The 22,372-nt window shown below is 59.5% G+C and carries 21 protein-coding genes (1 of these 21 running past the window's edge); 5 read left to right on the top strand and 16 right to left on the bottom strand.

Annotated elements, in window-relative coordinates; translation table 11 throughout:
* Positions 1 to 211: the final stretch of a M23 family metallopeptidase gene (locus FHT78_RS27160; protein ID WP_183749652.1), read on the top strand. Its footprint begins 1,733 nt before the window's first position; the window shows 211 of its 1,944 coding nt (coding positions 1,734–1,944); the start codon falls outside the window, past its left edge; it ends in the stop codon at positions 209 to 211.
* A gap of 68 nt (positions 212 to 279) precedes the next feature.
* Here the strand turns inward: FHT78_RS27160 and clpB are convergent, their stop codons facing one another.
* The 6 genes from clpB to FHT78_RS27130 all read right to left on the bottom strand — a co-directional run bounded on the left by clpB (position 280) and on the right by FHT78_RS27130 (position 9,927).
* A complete protein-coding gene (clpB, locus tag FHT78_RS27155; protein WP_183749651.1) occupies positions 280 to 2,883 on the bottom strand; it encodes an ATP-dependent chaperone ClpB in 2,604 nt (867 codons plus the stop codon).
* Between the two features lie 385 nt (positions 2,884 to 3,268).
* A complete protein-coding gene (locus FHT78_RS27150) occupies positions 3,269 to 3,976 on the bottom strand; it encodes a DUF4167 domain-containing protein (protein WP_183749650.1) in 708 nt (235 codons plus the stop codon).
* Between the two features lie 345 nt (positions 3,977 to 4,321).
* Positions 4,322 to 5,191: a peptide chain release factor N(5)-glutamine methyltransferase gene (gene prmC / locus FHT78_RS27145; RefSeq protein ID WP_183749649.1), complete on the bottom strand. Its 870-nt coding sequence runs from the start codon at positions 5,189 to 5,191 to the stop codon at positions 4,322 to 4,324.
* Positions 5,188 to 6,267 (bottom strand): peptide chain release factor 1, encoded by a 1,080-nt coding sequence (gene prfA / locus FHT78_RS27140; RefSeq protein WP_183749648.1) that lies wholly within the window; start codon positions 6,265 to 6,267, stop codon positions 5,188 to 5,190. The genes prmC and prfA overlap by 4 nt, the downstream gene beginning before the upstream one ends.
* A gap of 28 nt (positions 6,268 to 6,295) precedes the next feature.
* Positions 6,296 to 8,563 (bottom strand): phosphoenolpyruvate--protein phosphotransferase, encoded by a 2,268-nt coding sequence (ptsP, locus tag FHT78_RS27135; protein WP_183749647.1) that lies wholly within the window; start codon positions 8,561 to 8,563, stop codon positions 6,296 to 6,298.
* Positions 8,564 to 8,652: 89 nt separating this feature from the next.
* The gene (locus FHT78_RS27130) at positions 8,653 to 9,927 is read right to left on the bottom strand and encodes an aspartate kinase (RefSeq protein WP_183749646.1); all 1,275 of its coding nucleotides are present in this window, start codon (positions 9,925 to 9,927) and stop codon (positions 8,653 to 8,655) included.
* Between the two features lie 410 nt (positions 9,928 to 10,337).
* On the opposite strand from FHT78_RS27130, the gene FHT78_RS27125 reads away from it, so the two are divergent.
* Both FHT78_RS27125 and ubiG read left to right on the top strand, forming a co-directional pair.
* Positions 10,338 to 10,820 (top strand): BA14K family protein, encoded by a 483-nt coding sequence (locus tag FHT78_RS27125; protein ID WP_183749645.1) that lies wholly within the window; start codon positions 10,338 to 10,340, stop codon positions 10,818 to 10,820.
* Positions 10,821 to 10,986: 166 nt separating this feature from the next.
* Positions 10,987 to 11,733: a bifunctional 2-polyprenyl-6-hydroxyphenol methylase/3-demethylubiquinol 3-O-methyltransferase UbiG gene (ubiG, locus tag FHT78_RS27120; RefSeq protein ID WP_183749644.1), complete on the top strand. Its 747-nt coding sequence runs from the start codon at positions 10,987 to 10,989 to the stop codon at positions 11,731 to 11,733.
* Positions 11,734 to 11,777: 44 nt separating this feature from the next.
* On the opposite strand, the gene FHT78_RS27115 is transcribed toward ubiG, so the two are convergent.
* From FHT78_RS27115 to FHT78_RS27100, 4 genes are read right to left on the bottom strand one after another with little or no spacing between them, the layout of a single operon-like run.
* Positions 11,778 to 12,206, bottom strand: coding sequence for a DUF1178 family protein (locus tag FHT78_RS27115; protein WP_183749643.1), 429 nt, complete (start codon positions 12,204 to 12,206; stop codon positions 11,778 to 11,780).
* Positions 12,203 to 13,060: a carbon-nitrogen hydrolase family protein gene (locus FHT78_RS27110; RefSeq protein ID WP_183749642.1), complete on the bottom strand. Its 858-nt coding sequence runs from the start codon at positions 13,058 to 13,060 to the stop codon at positions 12,203 to 12,205. The genes FHT78_RS27115 and FHT78_RS27110 overlap by 4 nt, the downstream gene beginning before the upstream one ends.
* A gap of 9 nt (positions 13,061 to 13,069) precedes the next feature.
* Positions 13,070 to 13,327, bottom strand: coding sequence for a glutaredoxin 3 (grxC, locus tag FHT78_RS27105; RefSeq protein ID WP_183749641.1), 258 nt, complete (start codon positions 13,325 to 13,327; stop codon positions 13,070 to 13,072).
* Between the two features lie 32 nt (positions 13,328 to 13,359).
* Positions 13,360 to 14,121, bottom strand: a complete 762-nt coding sequence (locus FHT78_RS27100; protein ID WP_183749640.1) for a ComF family protein — start codon at positions 14,119 to 14,121, stop codon at positions 13,360 to 13,362.
* 193 nt (positions 14,122 to 14,314) lie between these two features.
* Here FHT78_RS27100 and FHT78_RS27095 point away from each other — a divergent pair, with 193 nt between their 5' ends.
* Positions 14,315 to 15,199, top strand: a complete 885-nt coding sequence (locus tag FHT78_RS27095; RefSeq protein WP_183749639.1) for a methyltransferase domain-containing protein — start codon at positions 14,315 to 14,317, stop codon at positions 15,197 to 15,199.
* 117 nt (positions 15,200 to 15,316) lie between these two features.
* On the opposite strand, the gene FHT78_RS27090 is transcribed toward FHT78_RS27095, so the two are convergent.
* The 6 genes from FHT78_RS27090 to FHT78_RS27065 form a co-directional block, all read right to left on the bottom strand.
* Complete coding sequence (locus tag FHT78_RS27090; RefSeq protein WP_183749638.1) at positions 15,317 to 15,484, bottom strand: Flp family type IVb pilin; 168 nt, start codon at positions 15,482 to 15,484, stop codon at positions 15,317 to 15,319.
* 67 nt (positions 15,485 to 15,551) lie between these two features.
* Entirely contained in the window at positions 15,552 to 15,890 is a 339-nt protein-coding gene (locus tag FHT78_RS27085; RefSeq protein WP_183749637.1) for a hypothetical protein, read from the bottom strand.
* A gap of 126 nt (positions 15,891 to 16,016) precedes the next feature.
* Positions 16,017 to 16,430, bottom strand: a complete 414-nt coding sequence (mutT, locus tag FHT78_RS27080) for an 8-oxo-dGTP diphosphatase MutT (RefSeq protein WP_183749636.1) — start codon at positions 16,428 to 16,430, stop codon at positions 16,017 to 16,019.
* On the bottom strand, positions 16,427 to 17,233 hold the full coding sequence (locus tag FHT78_RS27075; protein WP_183749635.1) for a GNAT family N-acetyltransferase: 807 nt from the start codon (positions 17,231 to 17,233) through the stop codon (positions 16,427 to 16,429). The genes mutT and FHT78_RS27075 overlap by 4 nt, the downstream gene beginning before the upstream one ends.
* Positions 17,214 to 18,455: a bifunctional glutamate N-acetyltransferase/amino-acid acetyltransferase ArgJ gene (gene argJ / locus FHT78_RS27070; RefSeq protein ID WP_183749634.1), complete on the bottom strand. Its 1,242-nt coding sequence runs from the start codon at positions 18,453 to 18,455 to the stop codon at positions 17,214 to 17,216. Before argJ ends, FHT78_RS27075 begins: the two co-directional genes overlap by 20 nt.
* 60 nt (positions 18,456 to 18,515) lie before the next feature.
* A complete protein-coding gene (locus FHT78_RS27065; RefSeq protein ID WP_183749633.1) occupies positions 18,516 to 19,400 on the bottom strand; it encodes a peptidylprolyl isomerase in 885 nt (294 codons plus the stop codon).
* Between the two features lie 245 nt (positions 19,401 to 19,645).
* Here FHT78_RS27065 and secA point away from each other — a divergent pair, with 245 nt between their 5' ends.
* Positions 19,646 to 22,363: a preprotein translocase subunit SecA gene (gene secA / locus FHT78_RS27060; RefSeq protein WP_183749632.1), complete on the top strand. Its 2,718-nt coding sequence runs from the start codon at positions 19,646 to 19,648 to the stop codon at positions 22,361 to 22,363.
* The last annotated feature ends 9 nt before the right edge of the window (positions 22,364 to 22,372 follow it).

Raw genomic sequence — 22,372 nt, 5'->3', positions numbered from 1 at the left:
CGGCTGGGTGGGCACAACGGGTGAATCCACCGGCCCGCATCTGCATTACGAACTGATCGTCAACGGCACCAAAGTCGATCCGCTGCGCATCCGCCTGCCGGGCGGCAAGTCGCTCCAAGGCGACGCACTCGCCAAGTTCGAGGATGAGCGCAAGCGCATCGACACGCTGCTGAACAACCAGCCCGCCTCGGATCAGGTCGCCAGTAGATAATTCTCCCTTCTGCAGAAACAAAAATGGCGGCCCGAAAGCCGCCATTGTCAATTCTCGTCAACGCGGCCTTACGCCGCTTCGCTCACCGACTGTTTCGACCGGAACAGCAAACGATCCGAGCCGCTGGTGATCGTCACCGTCGACCCGTCCGGTACCTGGCCCGAGAGGATCTGCTCGGCGAGTGGATCCTGGACGAATTTCTGGATCACTCGCTTCAGCGGACGAGCGCCGTAGACAGGATCGTATCCCTTGTTCGCCAGCCAGTTGCGGGCGTCCTCATCGAGGTCGAGCACGATCTTGCGCTCGGACAACAACGAAACCAGCCGCTTCAGCTGGATATCGACGATCGCGCCCATTTCCTCGCGCTTCAGGCGATGGAAGAGGATGATCTCATCGATACGGTTCAGGAACTCCGGCCGGAAATGACCGCGAACGACATCCATCACCTGCTCGCGAACGGTCTCGCTGTCCTCGCCCTCGCGCAACTGCGTCAGGTATTCGGCACCGAGGTTCGAGGTCATGATGATCATCGTGTTGCGGAAATCGACCGTCCGGCCCTGACCATCGGTCAGACGACCGTCGTCCAGCACCTGCAACAGGACGTTGAAGACGTCAGGATGCGCCTTCTCGATCTCATCGAACAGCACGACCTGATAAGGCCTGCGGCGGACGGCTTCCGTCAGCGCACCACCTTCATCATAACCGACATAGCCGGGAGGCGCACCGATCAGCCGGGCAACGGAGTGCTTCTCCATGTACTCGGACATATCCATGCGCACCATTGCCGTCTCGTCGTCGAAGAGGAAGCGGGCAAGCGCCTTGGTGAGTTCCGTCTTGCCGACACCGGTCGGGCCGAGGAAGATGAACGAGCCGATCGGCCGGTTCGGATCCTGAAGACCTGCGCGGGCACGGCGCACTGCACGGGATACGGCCTGAACCGCATCGCCCTGACCGATCACCGACTTCGCCAGCTCGTCTTCCATCCTGAGCAGCTTGTCACGTTCGCCCTCCAGCATTTTGTCAACGGGAATGCCGGTCCAGCGGGAAACGACATGAGCGATATTGTCAGGGGTCACGACCTCCTGCACCATCGCGTTGCGGCTATTGTCTTCCTTGCTTTCGGCGTCAGCCAGCTGCTTTTCGAGACCTGGAATCACGCCATAGGCGAGCTCGCCGGCACGTTGGAATTCACCCTTGCGCTGGGCAATCGCCAGTTCGTTTCGGGCATCGTCGAGCTGCTTCTTGAGGTCGGCGGCAAGGCCGAGCTTCTGCTTTTCCGCCTGCCAGCGGGCCGTCAGCGCGTCGGCTTCTTCCTCGATTGAGGAAAGCTCGGTTTCCAGCCGCTTCAGCCGGTCGGCGGAGGCGACATCGGTTTCCTTCTTCAGCGCCTCGCGTTCGATCTTAAGCTGGATGATGCGGCGGTCGAGCTCATCGAGTTCTTCCGGTTTTGAATCCACCTGCATACGCAGGCGGGCGGCCGCCTCGTCCATTAAGTCGATCGCCTTGTCTGGCAGGAAACGGTCGGTAATATAGCGGTTCGACAGGGTTGCGGCGGCAACCAGCGCGGCATCGGCAATGCGCACCTTGTGATGCTGCTCGTACTTTTCCTTCAGACCGCGCAGGATCGAGATCGTGTCCTCCACCGTCGGCTCCTCGACCATGACCGGTTGGAAACGGCGGGCAAGGGCCGGATCCTTCTCGACATGCTTGCGATATTCATCCAGCGTCGTTGCGCCGACGCAATGCAGCTCGCCGCGGGCAAGGGCAGGCTTCAGCAGGTTGGAGGCGTCCATCGCTCCGTCCGCCTTGCCGGCGCCGACCAGCGTGTGCATTTCATCGATGAAGAGGATGATCTCGCCGTTTTCCGACTGAACCTCGTTCAGCACAGCCTTCAGGCGCTCCTCGAACTCGCCGCGGTACTTCGCACCGGCAATCAACGCTCCCATGTCGAGCGCCATCAGCTTCTTGTCCTTCAGGCTCTCCGGCACATCGCCATTGACGATGCGCAGTGCAAGGCCTTCGACGATGGCAGTTTTACCGACACCCGGCTCACCGATCAGGACGGGATTGTTCTTGGTGCGGCGCGAGAGGACCTGGATCGTGCGGCGGATTTCGTCGTCGCGGCCGATAACCGGATCGAGCTTACCTTCGCGGGCTTCGCCCGTCAGATCGCGCGCATATTTTTTCAGGCTGTCGAAGCCTTGCTCGGCACTCGCCGTATCTGCCGTGCGGCCCTTGCGGATTTCGTTGATGACCTGATTGAGTGCCTGCGCGGTCACGCCGGCATTTTTCAGCGACTGATAGGTCGAGGCAGAGGTTTCGATCGCCAGCGCCTGCAGCAGACGCTCGACCGTAACGAAGCTGTCGCCGCCTTTCTTCGCAGCCTCCTCGGCCGTGGAGAAGACTTTTGCGAGCGGCTGGGCGAGATAGATATTGCCGTTGCCGCCGGAAATTTTCGGCAGTTTGGCAAGTGCGGCATCATTGGCAAGCCGTGCCGCCTTTGCGTCGCCGCCGGCGCGCTCAATCAGCGAAGCAGCCATGCCCTGATCGTCATCGAGCAGGACTTTGAGCACATGTTCTGCGGTGAATTGCTGGTGCCCTTGCGCCAGCGCATAGGTCTGGGCGGACTGAACGAAACCGCGCACCCGCTCGGAGTATTTCTCGATATTCATATGTTACCTCCATGAATCGCTCTGCCCTTCATAAGGCACAGACCGATGATTGAGATTGAGCTCCCTCAAAGGCAAGCCCCTGTTTGTCGCCATTAGGATTTGCGGCAAACAATCTGGTCAGGATATGGTGGAGAATCCGGAGAGTTTAAAGGGGTAAGACACTGGAAAACTGACGCCCGCGAGCACCTCCTTCGCAGACGCTATTTGCCCACCGACACGACGCCTGACAGCACCTATTCCTTGCTGAAGTCGCCTTTGGTCACACCCTAGGCAAGGAACCCCATGACGCTCCTCCGGCCCCGCAGCGGCAAGGGCAACGCGACCGCGCAAAAAAGAAAAGGCCGCCCGAGAGGGCAGCCTTTCAAGTTACACGTATGAACCGAACTTATTCGGAAGCAGCTTCAGCCAGAACCGGCGCTTCGGCGGAAGCACCTTCCTCGCCGGCGGCCTCACCTTCAGCGCCGCGGCGCGGACGGCGCGGGCGGCTTCCGGCATTGCGGCGTCGAGGCTGGCGTTCGCGCTGCGGCGCAGCAGAGCCTTCCTCTTCCATCGCAACTTCGGCAGGAATACCTTCGATGTCCGGCTGCGGACCGGTACCGTCGATCACTTCCGCCTGAGACTGTGTGGGCACCGGTGCGGCGGCAGCTGGCCGCTGCTGTTCGCGCTGTTGCTGGTGGGGCGGCTGAACGATGACGACGTCGTCACTATCCGCCGTGTCCAGTTCATCGCCGTCACGGTCGGCATTATCGCGATCGTTAAAGTCGTGGCGATCATCGCGCTGGAAACGTTCCTGCATCTGCGCCTGTGCGGCAGCAATGATGCGGTTGTAGTGTTCAGCATGCTGCAGATAGTTCTCAGCTATGACGCGGTCGCCGGAACTTTGGGCGTCACGAGCGAGCTGCGCATATTTCTCGGCAATGTGCTGGGCAGTGCCGCGGATTTTCACATCGGGACCGGAACTGTCATAGGTCCGGGTCAGCGGATTGCCGCCCTTGCGGTTGAAATTGTTGTTATTGTTATTTCCACCGCCGCCATTATTATTGTTGTTATTGCCACGCCCTCGACCGCGCTTGTTCTGCTGTCCTGGCCTCATCGATCGTTCACCTGAATTCTCTGTTTGTGATTGGATACATGGCACCAACCGCCAAGACCGGTCCATCCGGATCAGGGCCTTCGTGCCGCAAGCATAGTGCGCCTTCGCGCCGACCTGCCGCTTGTCTTCAAGTCAGTTTGACTGATTCACGCATTGGGTCGTGTTCAACCTTTGAAACTCTCGTTTAAAAGAGCAGACCCCCGAAGCTGAGCAAGTACCGAACGAATCCCGTTCATTCCTATGCGCCCAACGCGTGAAGGCAACCTATATTGCTTCCTCGGGAAATCCAAGCCTTTTCTTCGCAATAGCAACAATGTCCAGTTCGATGCTGCAATTTGTCGCCGGTCATGCCAGCGTAAACACGAGCACTCTGTCGTTCTGACCATAATCCTTCACGGATTTGAGGCACTTGAAGCCTTCCGCTTCAAAGATCGCCGTCACATCGTTTCGCTGATCGTAGCCGATTTCCAGTCCGACGATCCCATTGGATCGCATGAACCTAGCCGCATCCTTTGCTATGGCTTTGTAGGCGTCAAGCCCATCCGGGCCGCCGTCCAGAGCTGCAGCCGGATCAAATTTCGTCACTTCGGGAGCGAGATCGTGAATGACATTGGAAGCAATATAGGGCGGATTTGAGACAACCGCATGAAACGTCCCCTGGATGTTCTCGAACCAGTTCGATCGAATGGTCGTGAATCGATCCTGCAATCCGTTTCTTTCAGCGTTTGATCTTGCCGTCTCAAGTGCATCGGTCGAAATGTCACTGCCGATGCCTGATGCTTCCGGACATTCACTCAGGAGCGCAAGGCAAATCGCTCCGGTCCCGGTTCCTATGTCCAGAATGTGGAGATTGCCTTCCGTTTTTGCAAGGTCACGCAGATAAGGAATAATCGTATCGACAAGAATTTCCGTATCGGGCCGCGGCTCCAGCGTGCCGGCGGACAGCGAAAGCGGCAAGCCATAGAATTCCCGCTCTCCGAGAATGCGGTGCACCGGCTCGTGCTTCAGCCGCCTTTCGATCGCGCGGCCGATAGTGCCTGCCTGTTCCTCCGAAACCGACTGGCGACCTGCCGTCAGCATCTCGGTCGGCGAAAGCTCCAGCAGTCCCGAAATCAGCAACCGCGCATCGGTCTGTGGATCGGCTATGCCCGCCTCCGTGAAACGGCGCCTAGCCTCGGCAAGTATCTCGGAAACCGTAGGCCCCGACACGGTCATTGTTGTTCACCAAGCTGTGCGAGCTGGCTCGCTTGATAGTCCGCCAGCAGGGCGTCCACCACTTCGTCGATTTCACCTTCCATCATTCGGTCGAGCTTATAGAGCGTCAGGTTGATGCGATGGTCGGTGATGCGGCCCTGCGGGAAATTATAGGTGCGGATACGTTCGGAACGGTCGCCGGAACCGACCTGGCTCTTACGGTCGGCGGAGCGTTCGCTATCGGCCCTCTGCCGCTCGGCATCATAAAGACGCGAACGCAGCACCTGCATGGCCTTGGCGCGGTTCTGGTGCTGGGACTTTTCTGAGCTGGTCACGACAATGCCCGTCGGCAGGTGGGTGATGCGCACGGCAGAGTCCGTGGTATTGACGTGCTGTCCGCCTGCACCCGAGGAGCGCATCGTATCGATGCGGATATCTTCCGGCCGAATCTCGATATCGATCTCCTCGGCCTCGGGCAGAACGGCGACCGTTGCCGCCGAGGTGTGAATGCGTCCGCCCGCTTCCGTCTCAGGCACGCGCTGCACGCGGTGCACGCCGGATTCGAACTTCAGCTTGGCGAACACGCCCTTGCCGGTGATCGTTGCGATGATTTCCTTGAACCCTCCGGCTTCGCCCTCACTCGACGAAAGTACGTCGACCTTCCAGCCATGCGTTGCCGCATAACGCTCATACATGCGGAAGAGGTCACCGGCGAAAAGGGCCGCCTCGTTGCCACCGGTGCCAGCGCGGATTTCCAGGATCGCGCTCTTCTCGTCGGCAGCGTCCTTCGGCAAGAGCAGGATCTGGATTTCGTTCTCCAACGCCTCGATCTGCTCCTTCACATCAGGCAGTTCGAGTTCGGCAAGCTCGCGCATATCACGGTCGACAGACTTGTCCTCGAGCAGCACCTCCAGATCGGCAAGCTCCCCGACGGCCTTTTGATAGGCGCGGATCTTGGTGACGACCGGCTGCAATTCGGAATATTCGGATGCGAGCTTTACATAAACATCAGCCGAGGGGCCGGCCGACATGCGGGCTTCGATCTCGCCGAAGCGGCGCTCAAGCTCGCGCATCTTTTCAATGGGAAGCTTCGCCACCCCTTACTCCAATTCTTCTTATATATCTCTAAAGGGGAATATTGTGGCTCTCGGCGAAGTGGGCAAGCACCTCGCGCATCGGCACAGTCGCATTCCGGTCGTCCAGCGCCTCATCGACGGCCTTCGTCAGAGCCTCGGCGTTAAGGCCGAGCAGCATCGCCTTAACCGGTCCGATCGAGGCCGGCGACATGGAGATCGAACGGAACCCGACACCGAGCAACGCCATGGCCGAAAGCGGCTTGCCCGCCAGTTCGCCGCAGAGTGTCACCGGTGTTTTATTGCGACCCGCGCCACGTACGATATCACGAAGGATCCGCAGGAACGGCCGCTCCAACGGATCGAAACGCTCCGAAACCCGTGCGTTGCCGCGATCGACCGCCATGGCGAACTGGAAGAGGTCATTGGAACCGACAGAGACGAAGTCGACCGCGTCCATCAGCTCATCGAGCTGCCAAAGAAGTGCCGGCACTTCCAGCATCGCGCCAAATTGGAGCTTGCGCGGCAGCCCGTGACCGAAACGCGAAAGATGCTGCACTTCCTTCTGCAGGAGTTCGCGCACCTGCCTGATTTCCGAAACCTCGGTCACCATCGGCACCATCAGCTTCAGCTCGGCGCCGGCAGCCGCCTTGAGCATGGCGCGCAACTGCGTGCGCAACAGTCCCGGCCGGTCGAGCGACAGGCGGATTGCCCGCCAGCCTAGCGCCGGATTCTCTTCCTCATGACCGCGGAAATAAGGAACAACCTTGTCTCCGCCGATATCGAGTGTGCGGAAGGTCACGACACGCCCGCCTGCCTGCTTCAGCACATTGCGGTAGAACATCTCCTGCTCTTCCGCCTTCGGCATGGTCGAGGCGATCATGAATTGCAGCTCAGTGCGGAACAGACCAATACCCTCCGCTCCGGATTCCGCCAGCTGCGGCAGATCGACCAGCAGGCCGGCATTCATCAGAAGCTGGATGCGCTGCCCATCCCGGGTCACCGGCTCAACGGAACGCAGCGCCCGGAATTGCTCTTGCCGCCTGGCGCGGAAGCGTACCTTTTCTTCATAGGAGCGCTGATGCTCCGGCATCGGCCGGATATGCACATGCCCTTCGTCGCCATCGATAATGACGGCATCACCGTTTTCGGCAAGCGCCACGACACCCGCCGCCTGGCCGATAACAGGAATGCCCATGGCGCGTGCGACGATCACCACATGGCTGGTCACCGCGCCTTCTTCCAGCACCAGCCCGCGTACATTGGCACGCGGATAGTCGAGGAGTTCCGCCGCACCCATGGCGCGCGCCAGGATGATCGCGTCGTTCGGAAAACCCTCGGCCGTCGTGCGGCCCGTATAACCGGTCAATACGCGCAGCAGCCGGTTTGCCAGATCTTCGAAATCGTGCATGCGTTCGCGCAGATAGGGATCGGTCAGGCGTATCATGCGCGCCTTGGTGTCGCTCTGGACCTTCTCGACAGCCGCCTCCGCCGTCAGGCCGTTGCGGATCGCCTCTTCCAGCTTGCGCACCCAGCCCTGGTCGTGGGCGAACATGCGATAGGTCTCGAGCACTTCGCGGTGCTCGCCTTCCATGGAAACATCGCGGCGCGACAGCATGTCGTCGATGGAGATCCTAAGCGAGCCCATGGCTTCCGCCAGCCGCCGGATTTCCTTCTCCGCATCTTCGTTGAGCAGATTGGTGACGACGATGCGCGGCTCGTGGAGGACGACGTAACCAAGGCCGATCCCGTCATTATAGGTATCGCCATCGACTGTAACCGAACGGGTAAGATCGAGTTCGAGACCCGGCTTGGTGATCTTCTTCAGTTCGCCGGTCGCGATCATCTCGGCAAGAACCATCGCCGTCGTCTCGAGCGCCTCCAGCTCTTCATCGCGATAATTGCGGCTTGCCTTGTTCTGCACGACGAGAACGCCAAGGGAGCGCCCCGTCCGTAGGATCGGCACGCCCAGGAAGGAATGGTAGATCTCTTCACCCGTTTCCGGCAGGTAGCGGAAGGCCGGATGCGACTGCGCGTCGGAAAGATTGAGCGGCTGGGCCGAGGCGGCGATCGTGCCGACGAGACCCTGTCCCATCTTCAGCTGCGAGAGATGGACGGCTTCCTTGTTGAGACCTTCGGTAGCATAAAGCTCGAGAACGCCGTCGGCGCGCAGAACGTAAACGGAGCAAACCTCCGCTACCATGTTGCTGGCGATCTGACGCACGATCCGGTCGAGTCGCTCCTGCGGCTCCAGTGGCTCCGCCATCAATTCGCGCAGCCGCTTGAGCAATACGCGCGGACCGCCGGAAAGGTCTCTCATTGCGTCTCAAGCTCCCTGAAACAAACACCTTATGCGGCCACGAGAACTGGCCGCATCTTCAACCTGAAGGGGCAGGCCGCCCGCTGGAATCAATTCTTATCCAGACCGTAGCAGGAATGCAAAGTTCTGACAGCGAGTTCTGCATAAGGACCGTCGATCAGGATCGAAATCTTGATCTCCGAGGTTGTAATTGCCTTGATGTTGATGCCTTTTTCAGCAAGTGCCCGGAAGGCAGTCGCCGCAACGCCTGCATGGCTGCGCATGCCGATGCCGATGACGGAGACTTTCACCAGACCCGATTCGCTCTGCGCGACGTCATAGCCGATCTTCTCCTTGTTGTCGGAGAGAACCTTGATGGCTTTCTCGACATCGCCCGAGGGCACGGTGAAGGTCATATCCGTCTTCGAACCATCTTCAGAAATGTTCTGGACGATCATATCGACGTTGATGTGGCTTTCTGCGAGCGGACCGAAGATCGCGGCAGAAACGCCCGGCCGGTCGGCAAGACGGCGAAGCGAAATCTGAGCCTCATCTTTAGCATAGGCAATGCCGGTGACTACTTCCTGTTCCACGATTTCATCCTCGTCACAAATCAACGTTCCGGGCGGGTTCAAGAGGTCGCCCATGCCCGGAGCATCGGGATCCTCGAAAGAAGAACGCACGAAAGTGCGCACCTTGTGCACCATGGCAAGCTCGACCGAACGCACCTGAAGAACCTTGGCGCCGAGCGACGCCATTTCCAGCATTTCTTCGAAAGCGATCTTCTTCAGGCGCCGTGCCTTGGGTTCGATGCGTGGATCGGTCGTGTAGACGCCATCGACATCGGTATAGATGTCACAGCGATCGGCTTTGACAGCAGCCGCGATCGCTACAGCCGAAGTGTCCGATCCGCCGCGTCCAAGCGTCGAGATACGATTATCCGGACCGAGACCCTGGAAACCGGCGACGACGGCAACCTGCCCCTCACCCATACGCTTGATGATGTCGGCCCCGTCAATCTCCATGATACGAGCCGCTCCATGCGCATTGTCCGTGCGGATCGGGATCTGCCAGCCCTGCCAGGAACGGGCATTGATGCCCATACTCTGCAATGCAATCGCAAGAAGACCTGACGTCACTTGTTCGCCGGAGGCAACGACAGCATCGTATTCACGCGCGTCGTAGAAAGGCGAGTTGGCGCCAATCACCTTGGGCGCGTTTTGCACCCAGCCGACAAGTTCGTTGGTCTTGCCGGACATGGCGGAGACGACGACTGCCACTTCATGGCCGGCATCGACTTCACGTTTAACATGGCGGGCAACGTTCTTGATGCGGTCCAGATCCGCGACGGAGGTTCCGCCGAATTTCATAACGATGCGTGCCATAAGCCTCTACCATGACCCGCGCGAGATTGCCGGAAAACGGATTTGCTTCCGGTACGTCACGCGCATTCGTAAACCGCCCGGAAACGCAGCGCCCTCCCGGACATCCAAAAACCCGGCTGTCCAACGGCCGAAGAGCCCGGAAATAGTGGTTTCTGGAACGCTTCTAAAGCCCCGCCAACCAAGGACGAAAGTTGGCGCGTCTCTTAGCGAGTTTGGCAGGGGGTGGCAAGGGCGGGGAAAATGTGAAGTGGAAGCGGCAGGATTTCGTCAAAAAATGATCACTGCGACTACCGCAAAACGCCCTGGTCCATGCCGGTGAAAGAGGCGTGGACGCGTGAAGGCGATTGAAACTTAATGGCCTCGAATGCGTTTAAACCGCAATAGATGTGTCGAGAAAGCTGGTGAGTAGAATGAGAAGATTAGCGATAATTGCACTGTCGATAACGACTGCATTCTCCGGAATGCCCGCCTTGGCAGGACCGATCTATACGGCAACCCCGGTTCAGTCGGCAGCGCAATCGCAAACCGCCGGCAGCCAAGCCGACCTTCTTCAGGTGGGCTGCAATAACTTCACGAACTGCCCTCGTTACGACTACGGAGGCCGAGGATGGGGCAATTATCGCTACTCGGACCGTTATCGGTACGACCGCAGGTGGGATCGCCGCTATTATGGGGACCGCTACCGCGACCGCTATTATCGCCGCCATGACAATACCGGCGCCATTATCGGCGGCCTGGCTGCCGGCGCGATCATCGGCAGTATCATAGCCTCGCAGCCACGCGTGCGTGCGGGCAGCTCGCATGCCGACTATTGCTACAGCCGTTATCGCTCGTACCGGGCATACGACAATACGTATCAGCCCACGTACGGCCCGCGCCGTCAGTGCCGCTAAATCGGCATCACCAGTATCCGCAACCCCGCGACGACGCGGGGTTTTAACCGCCGTCAGACTTCCTCCATTTTTACGGTCCTTGCCAAGCCTCCGGCGCGACCTGACCGCTCTTGACTTATCGCCTCGATCGTCCGACTTCACTGACAGGGACATTAAGGAGCGGCAGATGAACGAAGCGGCCAAAACCACTATCGACCAGAGCGAAGTCGATCGCTTTTCCGCCATGGCGGCCGAATGGTGGAGTCCGACGGGCAAGTTCAAGCCGCTACACAAGTTCAATCCTGTTCGCCTGGCCTATATCCGCGACAAGGCGGCGGAGAATTTTTCACGCAATCCGAAGAGTGCCAAGCCGCTTGAAGGCCTGCGTGTGCTCGATATCGGCTGTGGTGGCGGCCTCCTATCAGAGCCGGTTGCCCGTATGGGCGCTGAAGTCGTCGGTGCCGATCCCTCGGAAAAGAACATCGGCATCGCCTCGACCCACGCCAAGGCATCGGGTGTTGCGGTCGACTATCGTGCCGTGACCGCCGAGCAGCTTGCCGAGGCAGGCGAGACCTTCGATATCGTGCTTAACATGGAAGTGGTGGAGCATGTAGCCGATGTCGAGCTTTTCATGAATACCTGCGCCAGGATGGTCAGGCCGGGCGGCCTGATGTTCGTCGCCACGATCAACCGCACCATGAAGGCCGCCGCGCTTGCCATTTTCGCTGCCGAAAACGTCCTGCGCTGGCTGCCGCGCGGCACGCATCAGTATGAGAAACTGGTGCGCCCGGAAGAACTGGAAAAGCCGCTTGCCGCAAGCGGTCTCGATATTATCGACCGCACGGGCGTCTTCTTCAATCCGCTGGCAAACCAGTGGAACCTGTCGAAGGATATGGATGTGAATTATATGCTGCTGGCAAAACGGCCGACCTGATCGCGCCCGAGGACCAAAATCATACTAACCCACCCGCCCGCAGATCAGTTCACGTCTTCGGGCAGAACCGGCAGGGCGGCGATCTCGATGCCTTCTTCCACCAGTGCCTCGGCTTCGTCGGGCGTTGCCTGGCCGATGATACCGCGGGCATCCGCCTCACCGTAGTGGATCTTGCGAGCTTCCTCGGGAAAGCGGGTTCCAACATCCTCGGAAGTCGCCTTGATTGCGGCGACAGCTTCCTTGAGCTTCAGGAAGGCTTCGCGGCGGGCCGTGTCCATCGCGACTGTCTGCATCTCTTCCTTCTTGCGCGCGGTTGAGACGGTGGGAGCCATGAGCGACTTGGAGATGGAAGCGGAATTGCAGACGGGGCAGGTCAGAAAGCCGCTTGCGACCTGCCGGTCAAAATCGGCGCTTTCAGAAAACCAGCCTTCAAATTCGTGGGCATTTTCGCAAATAAGGGAATAGCGGATCAAGCTGCAACGCCTCCTGAAATTCCCCCCGCAATCCTCTCGATGGAAAACTCCCGGCCGTTCTTAAGGTTCGGAATCTTGTCATGCGCAGCCTTCACCGCCGCCGGATCGATCTCCGCCAAAATGACGGCCTCGCCGGTCGGACCGGCTGATACCAGCACCTTGCCCCAGGGATCGATGATCATCGAATGCCCGAATGTTTCGCGTCCGTCTTCATGCAGGCCGGCCTGCGCTGCGGCGATGATGAAGACACCGTTTTCAATGGCGCGCGCCCGCAGCAGGATTTCCCAATGTGCCTCGCCCGTCTGCTTGGTAAAAGCGGCAGGAACAGTCATCACTTCAGCACCGGCAACAGCCTGCGCGCGGAAAAGCTGCGGGAAACGCACGTCGTAACAGATCGTGAAACCGATCTCGGCAAACGGCAACGACAGAACCCGCGCTTCCGACCCCGGCCTGTAAGCCGCACTTTCGCGCCAGCTCTCGCCATTGTCGAGATCGACGTCGAACATGTGAATCTTGTCGTAGCGGTTCAGGACCTTGCCGTCGGGGCCGAACAAGAAACCGCGGTTCGCCATCTTGCCGTCATCGAGCGCAATCGCCGTCGAGCCGACATGCACGAAGATGCCGAGTTCGGCCGCAAGCGCCGAGCCGGTTTCGACGATAAAGTCGTTGCTCTCATCACGCAGAACTTCCTTTGCCGCCGCGCGGTTACGCTGCAGCATTCCGGTCATTTCAGGCGTTTGCACGTAAGTTGCGCCCTTTGCGGCAGCCTCTCGGACGAGGCGCGCCATCGAATCGGCATTCCGCTCCGGATCGACACCGGAACACATCTGGATGGCGGCGGCCATGAAGCTCATCGCTCTTCCTCAGGCTGCCAGCAACGGATCGAGTTTGCCTGCCCGATCGAGCGCATAGAGATCGTCGCAACCGCCGACATGCGTGCTGCCGATGAAAATCTGCGGAAAGGTGGTGCGACCGTTCGATTTGCCAAGCATTTCCTGGCGAAGCTCTGGCGAGAAGGTCGCATCATATTCGACATAGTCGACGCCTTTCTCCTCAAGAAGAGATTTGGCGCGTGCACAATAGCCGCAGAACTGACGCGTATAGATGGCAACAGGTACCATGAAGTCTCCAGACCGTGCTGTTTTTCTTTCTGTCATATAGTTTCTGCAAGTGCCCTTGCAAAGGTTAAAACCGTTATATCGGCAGCTCCCGCCTTGCGCAGCGCGCGCGTTGCCGCACCAACTGTCGCCCCTGTCGTAAAGACGTCGTCGACAAGCACGATGCGTTTGCCGAAGACATCGCTTTCCCTGCCTGCGGCGACCGTAAAAGCGCCACGGACATTGTCCTCGCGCGCCCGCACGCCAAGACCGACCTGCTGGCTGGTACGCTTCACACGTAGAAGCGTTGCCGGCAGCAGCGGTTTTCCCGCAAGCTTCGCCAAATGCCGGGCAAGTTCCGCGGCTTGATTGAATTTGCGCGAGACCATGCGGGTACGATGAAGTGGAACCGGAATGACGGCGTCGCAGCGCTCGACCATGCCGTCCGAGGCGCGCAGCATCCAGCCGGCCATCATCGGCGCGAGATCCGTGCGATCCCGGTATTTGAGGCCATGCACTAGATTGCGAACGGCATGGTCGTGGGTGGCTGCTGAACGCAGCCGATCAAAGGGCGGCGGATTGGCGATCGCCTCGGCGCTCAGGATGCCGGCCCCGAGATCATGGGAAAAGGGAAGGCCCAGCACCTCGCAATAAGGCCGCTCTATGAAGCGGATCTCGGACCAGCATTCGGCACAAAGCCCGCGATGACCGCCGGTCGAAATACCGCAAGCCGCGCATGCAGGCGGATAGACAAGATCGGCAAGCATCGAAAAGGGTCGCAAAAGCTGCGCCCATATCTGCCTCGTCTCACTTTTCATCTCGATCGTCCCCATATGAGGCAGACTAAAGCATGTCGCGCAAAAGTGTGTAGCGGTTTTGCGATAACGACATGCGTAAAAACAAAGACCGAAAGCGCGGCTAGCGGATGAAGATCGCAACGCGCTTTGGCGCGTCGCGAGCCAAAGGAAAATCGCCTTGCCGCCTGCTTGACGGGGGAATATGGACATCGCCATGGATATCATCTTTGACAAGACGCAGATCGCCACAAATCGTCGGCGCGCACTCGCAAATAATGACCAGAAAGCAGCCTTCCTGCTCGATATAGCCGCCGAGGAACTGGCAGACCGTTTGGCCGTCGTCGAGCGCAGCTTTGAACATGCGGTGGAACTGCACGGCACTACAGGTGCCGTCGCCCGTGCGGCGGTCGCGACCGGCAAGGTCGGCAACCTCATCCGCGTGGAAAGCGACATACACTATGTCGCGCCGGGCGAATCTTTTCTCGAAGCGCCACTCGAAGACGTGCCGCTCGCGCCCCAATCGGCCAATCTGGTGATTGCACCGCTCAGTCTGCACCTGACCAACGACACACCCGGCGTCTTCATCCAGATCCGGCGCGCATTGAAGCCGGACGGCCTGTTCCTGGCCGCCATTCCGGGCGCCGGTACGCTGCAAGAACTGCGCGAGGTACTGCTTGCGACCGAGATCGAGATGACCGGCGGTGCAAGCCCGCGCGTCATCCCCTTCGCCGATGTCCGCGATGTCGGCGGTCTGCTGCAGCGCGCAAGCTTTGCCCTGCCCGTCATCGACGCGGAGAATTATACCGTACGCTATGATTCAATTTTTCCGCTGATGCGGGACCTGAGAGCGATGGGCATGGCCAATCCTCTCGCTGCCCGCAGCCGCAAGCCGCTGACGCGCGCCTTCTTCCTGCGCGCCGCTGAAATCTATGCCGAGCGCTATTCGGATCCGGACGGCCGTATCCGCGCGACATTTTCAGTGATCTATGTGTCTGGCTGGGCACCGCATGAAAGCCAGCAGCAGCCGCTGAAACCAGGAACGGCCAAGGCGCGGCTTGCTGACGCACTGAAGGTGGAGGAGCAGAAGCTCAGGCAGTGAGATCTTTAGCATTGGCCCAAAATCGGAATCGATTTCCGGAAAGCCTGATGCGTGGATTCAAAGAGTTGGAGCGTCCTTAATGCGTCTGAATGGCCGCACGGCGCTCTAACAGATAGCTCAGTTGATGGTCAGGTTATTCTCGACGGTGTTGAACACGCCGCGCAGGCCGTTGGTGAACACACCCAGCCCTCCAATGAGGGCAACCGACATCAGCGCTGCGATCAATCCATATTCGATCGCCGTCGCACCGCTTCTGTCCGCCACAAATTTCCTTAGCAAATTCATCAACCCGACCTTTTGCCCTCAAGACAGCAATGAAATTCATGGCTCCCTGGGATGGAGCTTCATTTCCTCAGCAGCCGGCGCCGACGCCGTAGCCCTGGACGACGCAGACGGAACCAGGCGTATCCTGGAGCACGCTGCGGCGGATTGTATAGCGCTTGCCGCTCTCGCTCTTCGGACCATTCTCGGTCTTCGGGATGGAGCCGGTGGTAATCGTGTCGAAATCTGCCGGCGCGCTGGCGAGCACGCTCTTCTTCGAAGAATCCGCCAGCATCGGCGTCAGGATGAGAGTCAGCGCCACTACGGCCGTACCGAAGAGAAGGGCAATATTCAGCGCTCCTGTCCTGCGCGAAGCAGACGAAGAAGCGCGTTCCTTCTCGCGCACAGCTTTCCAGAAATCGTCGTCCATGACGTCAAGCCCTTAAATACACACACGCCAGTTGCTTGAGTGAGGCCGATCATTGCCAGAAGGTGCTAAATGATCGATTAATATCCACAGGCGAAATCGACGTTTCGCCCCAATAATCAGCAAAAGCTAAAGTAAATCCTGCAGTACCGGGATGAGCGGCTCGTCGGCCGGCGGCATCGGGTAATCGCGCAGCGCCTGCGGGCGCACCCATTTGATTGCCTGGCCCTCGCGGCCCTGCGGAATGCCTTCATACCGGCGGCAGACATAAAGCGGCATCAGCAGGTGGAACGTATCATAGCTGTGGCTGGCGAAAGTCAGCGGCGCAAGGCACGGGACCTTTGTCATAATGCCGAGCTCTTCGTTCAGTTCGCGCACCAGCGTTTCCTCCGGCGTCTCGCCGGGTTCGACCTTGCCGCCGGGGAATTCCCACAGGCCGGCAAGGGACTTTCCTTCCGGCCGCTGTGCCAGAAGGATACGCCCGTCCGTATCGATCAGCGCGCAGGCCGCGACCAGGAGCAGCTTCCTTCCGGCTTCGCTCATTCGCAGCGTTCCTGCCAATAGCAATAGTGATAGGCATCACGGAAACCAAGACGCTCATAAAGAGCGATCGCCGGCGCATTGGAGAGTTTCACCTGCAGCCAAGCCGTGCGGGCGCTGCGCATCCGCGCCCAGCGCAAGGCCGAGGTCAGAATCTCGATACCGAGACCTCTGCGGCGATGGCTACCCGCGACCGACAGCGACATGATGCCGGCAAGATCGTTGTCCTGCACGCAGAGGACCGTTGCCAGCGACCCATGGATGGCATCTTCGATCATGAACAGCCCGGATGGCGGCTTAATCGCAGAAATAATCTCGGCAAGCGCCGGCTTCAGAGAAAGCTGCGCCTGATCGACGGAGAGATTGGCATCGACGAACCGGCCGACATCGTGGGTAGGAAGATGATCGAGCGTATCGGGCAGATCGGCCTGCGAGAGATCGCAGACCATGACGGCCGTTTCATCAAAACGCTTCCATCCCCGTTCCTTGATCAGGTCCATCAAAACAGGCGAGGCAAGCGGCGTCTCACGCACGATGGCGGGACGGCCATATGCCTCGAATTTACGGCTCGCCTTCTCCAGCCTGATCTCGACATCTCGATGGTCGGAGGGATCGAGCGGCACGATGGAGTTCAGTCGGTTGGAGGGATGGCCTGCCGTCAGGCGAATTTGCCAGCTTCCGTCATATTGCACGGAAGCGGCCGGCCAGGCGCGAAAGCCCACGGCTTCCAGCCGCCGGACCAGCGGCAGGTTTTGCTTCGGAAGGGATGCCTGCATCAGCGAACGATCAGCTCCGGTAGTCGCCATTGATCGCAACATATTCCTTCGTGAGGTCGCAGGTCCAGACCGTAGCTTTGCCGGAGCCGAGGCCAATATCGACTTTCACAGGTATATCCTGCTTTTTCATCACGGCTGAGGCCGCATCCTCGGAATAGGAAGGGTCGCGCTCGCCGTTGACGGCGACGCGCACATCGCCGAACCAGATGGCGAGCCGGTCGCGGTCGGCCATTTCACCGGCCTTGCCGACGGCCATGACAATACGGCCCCAATTGGCATCCTCGCCCGCAGCCGCAGTCTTGACCAGCGGCGAATTGGCGATGGAAAGGGCGATCGTCTTGGCAGCGGCATCGCTCTCGGCACCGGTCACGGTGATTTCGAGCATCTTCGTGGCGCCCTCGCCGTCGCGGGCGACCTGGATCGCCAGATCCTTGAGAAGGTCGTTCAGCGCCGAACGAAACGTGTCGAGCCGTGGGTCGTCCGCGCTCGTGATACGCGCCTGCCCATCAGCTGCAGCAGCACCAGTCGCAAACAGCATCAGCGTATCCGACGTCGAAGTATCGCTATCGACGGTCATGGAGTTGAAGCTCGGCTCGACGCCGGCAGACAGCAGAGACTGCAGGGTGGAAGACGCGATATCGGCATCCGTGACGACGAAGGAAAGCATGGTCGCCATGTCGGGCGCGATCATGCCGGCGCCCTTGGCGATTCCGTTGATCGTCACCTTGACGCCACCGATTTCGGCAGTGCGGGTCGCAACCTTCGGATAGGTGTCGGTGGTCATGATGGCCTTGGCGGCCTCGAACCAGTAATCGCCGGTAGCATCGGCATGCATCTTGTCCAGCACACCGGCAAATTTGGTAGCGTCCAGCGGTTCGCCGATGACACCCGTCGACGCGAGAAAGATCTCATTTTCGCCGCAGCCGACGGCGGCGGCGGCCGACTTGGCGGTGAGCTCAGTCGCAGCACGGCCCTTCAAGCCGGTAAAGGCATTGGCATTGCCGGAATTGACGACGACGGCACGTGCCGTACCGTGCGGCAAGTTGGCCCGGCAGAAATCGACGGGCGCCGAGGGACATTTCGACTTGGTGAAGACGCCGGCAACGGTAGCCGGCGCATCAAAGACCATCATCAGCACGTCCGTCCGGTTCTTGTATTTGATGCCGGCGGAAGCGGTTGCCATGCGCACGCCGCGAAGGGCCGGCAGCGAAGCAAAGGTTTTCGGGGCAAGGGGAGAAACGGTAGCGGACATCGGATGTTACCTGTCTATCATAGTAAAGGACCCGGAAGAACCGGGTCCAGATGCTGATGATTACTGCTGCGGCGCCGATGCCGGCGCGGGTTCGGCGCCCGGCTCAGGCTGCTTATTCGCGTCTTCGTAACCCTTGCGAAGCGTTTCGTCCATGATATCGACCTTGGCCGAAGCCTTGGCCTGATTCAGGAGCGCAAGATACTTGTCGCGCATGACAAGCTGACGAACTTGATCTTTTACCTGGTCGAACGGCGGCGGCGGAGCGTCGCGCTTATCCTCGACCAGGATGACGTGATAACCGAAATCGGTCTTCACAGGGGTCTTGGAATAGCTGCCCTTTTCGAGAGCGAAAGCGGCATCCTCGAATTCCTTGACCATGCGGCCACGGCTGAAATAGCCGAGGTCGCCGCCGTCGTCCTTGTTCGGATCGGTGGACTTTTCCTTCGCGAGTTCGGCAAAATTCTTGCCGGCGTCAAGCTGCTTGATAACGTCCTTGGCCTCGTCCTCGGTCTTGACGAGGATGTGGCGGGCGTGAACTTCTTCCTGCTTCGGCAGGGCGGCGACTTCCTTGTCGTAGCGTGCCTTCACGTCGGCATCGGTGACGGTGTCGACGACATGCTTCTTGAAGTAAGCGTTGTGAAGCTCACGGTCGGTCAGATACTGCATGCGCTTCTTGAAATCATCAGTCTGGTCGAGCTTCTCGGCTGTGGCATCGGCAGCAAGCAGCTTCACATCAATGGCGGCAGAGAGGGCGGCAACCTTCTTCTGGTCGTCCGGGAGCTGCGCAAGCTGCGGGTCGAGATTGGCCACAGCCAGATCGAGTTCCGACTGGTGGATCTCCAGATTGCCGACCTTGGCGACAACGGCATCATCGGCATGGGCCGGAACCTGGAAGGCAACGAAGGCCGTAAACGCCAGCGCAGCAAGTTTGTTGGTGCTCAACATTAAATAACCCTTCACAATCATACCGCCGGCTTCCGCTTTCGTGAATCCAGCCGAAACAGGCTTCAACACCGGAATGTGGCCTTTCTATATCAGCCAAATCCGTTGACATCATTTGCCCCCCCTCTTATCTGTCACGCAACCTCGCGTCCAGAACAGTTTCCGGGCGTTTTCAAGCGTGCGCCTGTTTTTCGGCTGGGTAGCGAATAAGAAACGTCGGGGAAGAATATTCAGAAAGGACCAGTCATATGGTCAGCTTTGGCGGTATTGCCCGCAAGTTATTTGGCTCTGCCAACGATCGCCGCGTGCGGTCCTTCCAGCCGAACGTCGCCGCAATCAACTCTATTGAAGAGAAGACCAAGGCGCTGACGGATGAGCAGCTTGCCGCAAAGACGCTGGAGTTCCGCGCACTCCTCGCAGAAGGCAAGACGCTGGACGACATCCTCATTCCGGCCTTTGCGGTCGTGCGCGAAGCCTCGCGCCGCGTCCTTGGCATGCGACCTTTTGACGTACAGCTTGTCGGCGGCATGATCCTGCATTCCAACGCCATTGCCGAAATGAAGACCGGCGAAGGTAAGACGCTGGTCGCGACCCTCCCGGTCTATCTGAACGCCCTTGCCGGCAAGGGTGTGCATGTCGTCACCGTCAACGACTATCTCGCTCAGCGTGATGCCGCGACCATGGGCCGTCTCTACGGCTTCCTCGGCCTGACCACGGGCGTCATCGTCCACGGCCTTTCCGACGAGGAGCGCCGCGACGCCTACAATTGCGACATCACCTACGCGACCAACAACGAGCTCGGCTTCGATTATCTGCGCGATAATATGAAGTACGAGAAGAACCAGATGGTCCAGCGCGGCCACAACTTCGCAATCGTCGACGAAGTGGACTCGATCCTCGTCGACGAGGCGCGCACGCCGCTGATCATCTCTGGTCCGCTCGACGACCGCTCCGACCTCTACAACACCATCGACACCTACATTCCGCTGCTGACGCCGGAAGACTATGAGATCGATGAAAAGCAGCGTTCGGCGAACTTCTCCGAAGTCGGCACCGAAAAGCTTGAGAACCTGTTGAAGCAGGCCGGCCTCCTGAAGGGCGCCTCGCTCTACGACATCGAGAACGTCGCGATCGTTCATCACATCAACAATGCGCTGAAGGCCCACAAGCTGTTCCAGCGCGACAAGGACTACATCGTCCGCAACGGCGAGATCGTCATCATCGACGAATTCACCGGCCGCATGATGCCGGGCCGTCGTTATTCGGAAGGCCAGCACCAGGCGCTGGAAGCCAAGGAAAAGGTGCAGATCCAGCCGGAAAACCAGACGCTGGCCTCGATCACCTTCCAGAACTACTTCCGCATGTACGGCAAGCTCGCCGGCATGACCGGTACGGCCCAGACGGAAGCGGAAGAATTCGGCAACATCTACAACCTCGATGTCATCGAGGTGCCGACAAATCTGCCGATCAAGCGTATCGACGAGGACGACGAGGTCTACCGGACGGTCGAAGAGAAATACAAGGCGATCATCGCAGAGATCCTGGACGCCCACCAGCGCGGCCAGCCGGTGCTCGTCGGCACCACCTCGATCGAAAAGTCGGAATTCCTGGCCGAGCTGATGCGCAAGCAGGGCTTCTCGAACTTCCAGGTTCTGAACGCCCGCTATCATGAACAGGAAGCCTATATCGTCGCCCAGGCCGGCGTGCCGGGCGCGGTCACGATCGCGACCAATATGGCCGGCCGCGGTACCGACATCCAACTCGGTGGCAACCTGGATATGCGTGTCGAGCGCGAGCTCGGCGAAATCGAGCCGGGTTCGGAACGTGACGCGAAGATCGAGGCAATCCGAGAAGAGATCAAGCAGCTCAAGGAAAAGGCGCTCGCCGCCGGCGGTCTTTACGTCATCGCCACCGAGCGCCACGAAAGCCGGCGCATCGACAACCAGTTGCGCGGCCGCTCGGGCCGTCAGGGTGACCCGGGCCGTTCCAAGTTCTATCTTTCGCTTCAGGACGACCTGATGCGCATCTTCGGCTCCGACCGTATGGACAGCATGCTGCAGAAGCTCGGTCTCAAGGAGGGCGAAGCGATCGTCCATCCTTGGATCAACAAGGCTCTGGAACGTGCGCAGAAGAAGGTCGAAGCCCGCAACTTCGATATCCGCAAGAACCTTCTGAAGTACGACGACGTTCTGAACGATCAGCGCAAGGTCATCTTCGAACAACGCGTCGAGATGATGGAAGCGCCGAATATTTCCGAGACCGTTTCCGATATGCGCCGCGAAGCCATCGATGATCTGGTCACAACGCATATTCCGGAACGCGCCTATGCCGAACAGTGGGATGCGGTCGGTCTGAAGGCACAGGTTGCCAATATCTTGAATCTCGATCTGCCGATCGAGGACTGGGTAAAGGAAGAGGGCATTGGCGAAGACGATATCCGCGAACGCCTGACGGAAGCCGCCAATGCCGCCTTCAATGAGAAGATCGAGCGCTTCGGCCCCGACATCATGCACTATGTCGAGCGCCAGGTCGTCATGCAGACGCTCGACCATCTGTGGCGCGAGCACATCGTCAACCTCGACCACTTGCGTTCCGTCATCGGCTTCCGCGGTTACGCCCAGCGCGATCCGCTGCAGGAATACAAGTCGGAAGCCTTCGAGCTCTTCCAGGCGCTGCTCAACAACCTGCGTCAGGCCGTCACCGCGCAGCTGATGCGCGTCGAGCTGGTGCAGCAGGCTCCGCCGCAGCCGGAACCGCCGGTCATGCAGGCCCATCACCTCGATCCTATGACCGGCGAGGATGAGTTCACCAACACGACCTATCAGGCGCTTGAAGTCACGGTGCCGCCGGAGAACCGCGACCCCAACGATCCATCGACTTGGGGCAAGGTCGGCCGCAACGAGGCCTGCCCCTGCGGCTCGGGCAAGAAATACAAGCACTGCCACGGTGCTTTCGAACAGGTTTGAGAATGGCGC

Origin of the sequence: Rhizobium sp. BK196, assembly GCF_014193255.1 — a bacterium.
Classification (GTDB): Bacteria; Pseudomonadota; Alphaproteobacteria; order Rhizobiales; family Rhizobiaceae; genus Rhizobium.
This window is presented reverse-complemented; position numbering and strand designations above follow the sequence as displayed.

Bases quoted from the DNA above. Each gene is read 5' to 3' on its own strand.
- prmC (WP_183749649.1), bottom strand. From the start codon at position 5,191: ATGACCGTGTCGGGGCCTACGGTTTCCGAGATACTTGCCGAGGCTAGG.
- FHT78_RS27100 (WP_183749640.1), bottom strand. From the start codon at position 14,121: ATGAAAAGTGAGACGAGGCAGATATGGGCGCAGCTTTTGCGACCCTTT.
- FHT78_RS27095 (WP_183749639.1), top strand. From the start codon at position 14,315: ATGGATATCATCTTTGACAAGACGCAGATCGCCACAAATCGTCGGCGC.
- grxC (WP_183749641.1), bottom strand. From the start codon at position 13,327: ATGGTACCTGTTGCCATCTATACGCGTCAGTTCTGCGGCTATTGTGCA.
- FHT78_RS27130 (WP_183749646.1), bottom strand. From the start codon at position 9,927: ATGGCACGCATCGTTATGAAATTCGGCGGAACCTCCGTCGCGGATCTG.
- FHT78_RS27075 (WP_183749635.1), bottom strand. From the start codon at position 17,233: ATGGCGACTACCGGAGCTGATCGTTCGCTGATGCAGGCATCCCTTCCG.
- FHT78_RS27110 (WP_183749642.1), bottom strand. From the start codon at position 13,060: ATGAGCTTCATGGCCGCCGCCATCCAGATGTGTTCCGGTGTCGATCCG.
- FHT78_RS27085 (WP_183749637.1), bottom strand. From the start codon at position 15,890: ATGGACGACGATTTCTGGAAAGCTGTGCGCGAGAAGGAACGCGCTTCT.
- argJ (WP_183749634.1), bottom strand. From the start codon at position 18,455: ATGTCCGCTACCGTTTCTCCCCTTGCCCCGAAAACCTTTGCTTCGCTG.
- FHT78_RS27150 (WP_183749650.1), bottom strand. From the start codon at position 3,976: ATGAGGCCAGGACAGCAGAACAAGCGCGGTCGAGGGCGTGGCAATAAC.
- mutT (WP_183749636.1), bottom strand. From the start codon at position 16,430: ATGAGCGAAGCCGGAAGGAAGCTGCTCCTGGTCGCGGCCTGCGCGCTG.
- FHT78_RS27065 (WP_183749633.1), bottom strand. From the start codon at position 19,400: ATGTTGAGCACCAACAAACTTGCTGCGCTGGCGTTTACGGCCTTCGTT.
- secA (WP_183749632.1), top strand. From the start codon at position 19,646: ATGGTCAGCTTTGGCGGTATTGCCCGCAAGTTATTTGGCTCTGCCAAC.
- ubiG (WP_183749644.1), top strand. From the start codon at position 10,987: ATGAACGAAGCGGCCAAAACCACTATCGACCAGAGCGAAGTCGATCGC.
- clpB (WP_183749651.1), bottom strand. From the start codon at position 2,883: ATGAATATCGAGAAATACTCCGAGCGGGTGCGCGGTTTCGTTCAGTCC.
- FHT78_RS27090 (WP_183749638.1), bottom strand. From the start codon at position 15,484: ATGAATTTGCTAAGGAAATTTGTGGCGGACAGAAGCGGTGCGACGGCG.
- FHT78_RS27125 (WP_183749645.1), top strand. From the start codon at position 10,338: ATGAGAAGATTAGCGATAATTGCACTGTCGATAACGACTGCATTCTCC.
- ptsP (WP_183749647.1), bottom strand. From the start codon at position 8,563: ATGAGAGACCTTTCCGGCGGTCCGCGCGTATTGCTCAAGCGGCTGCGC.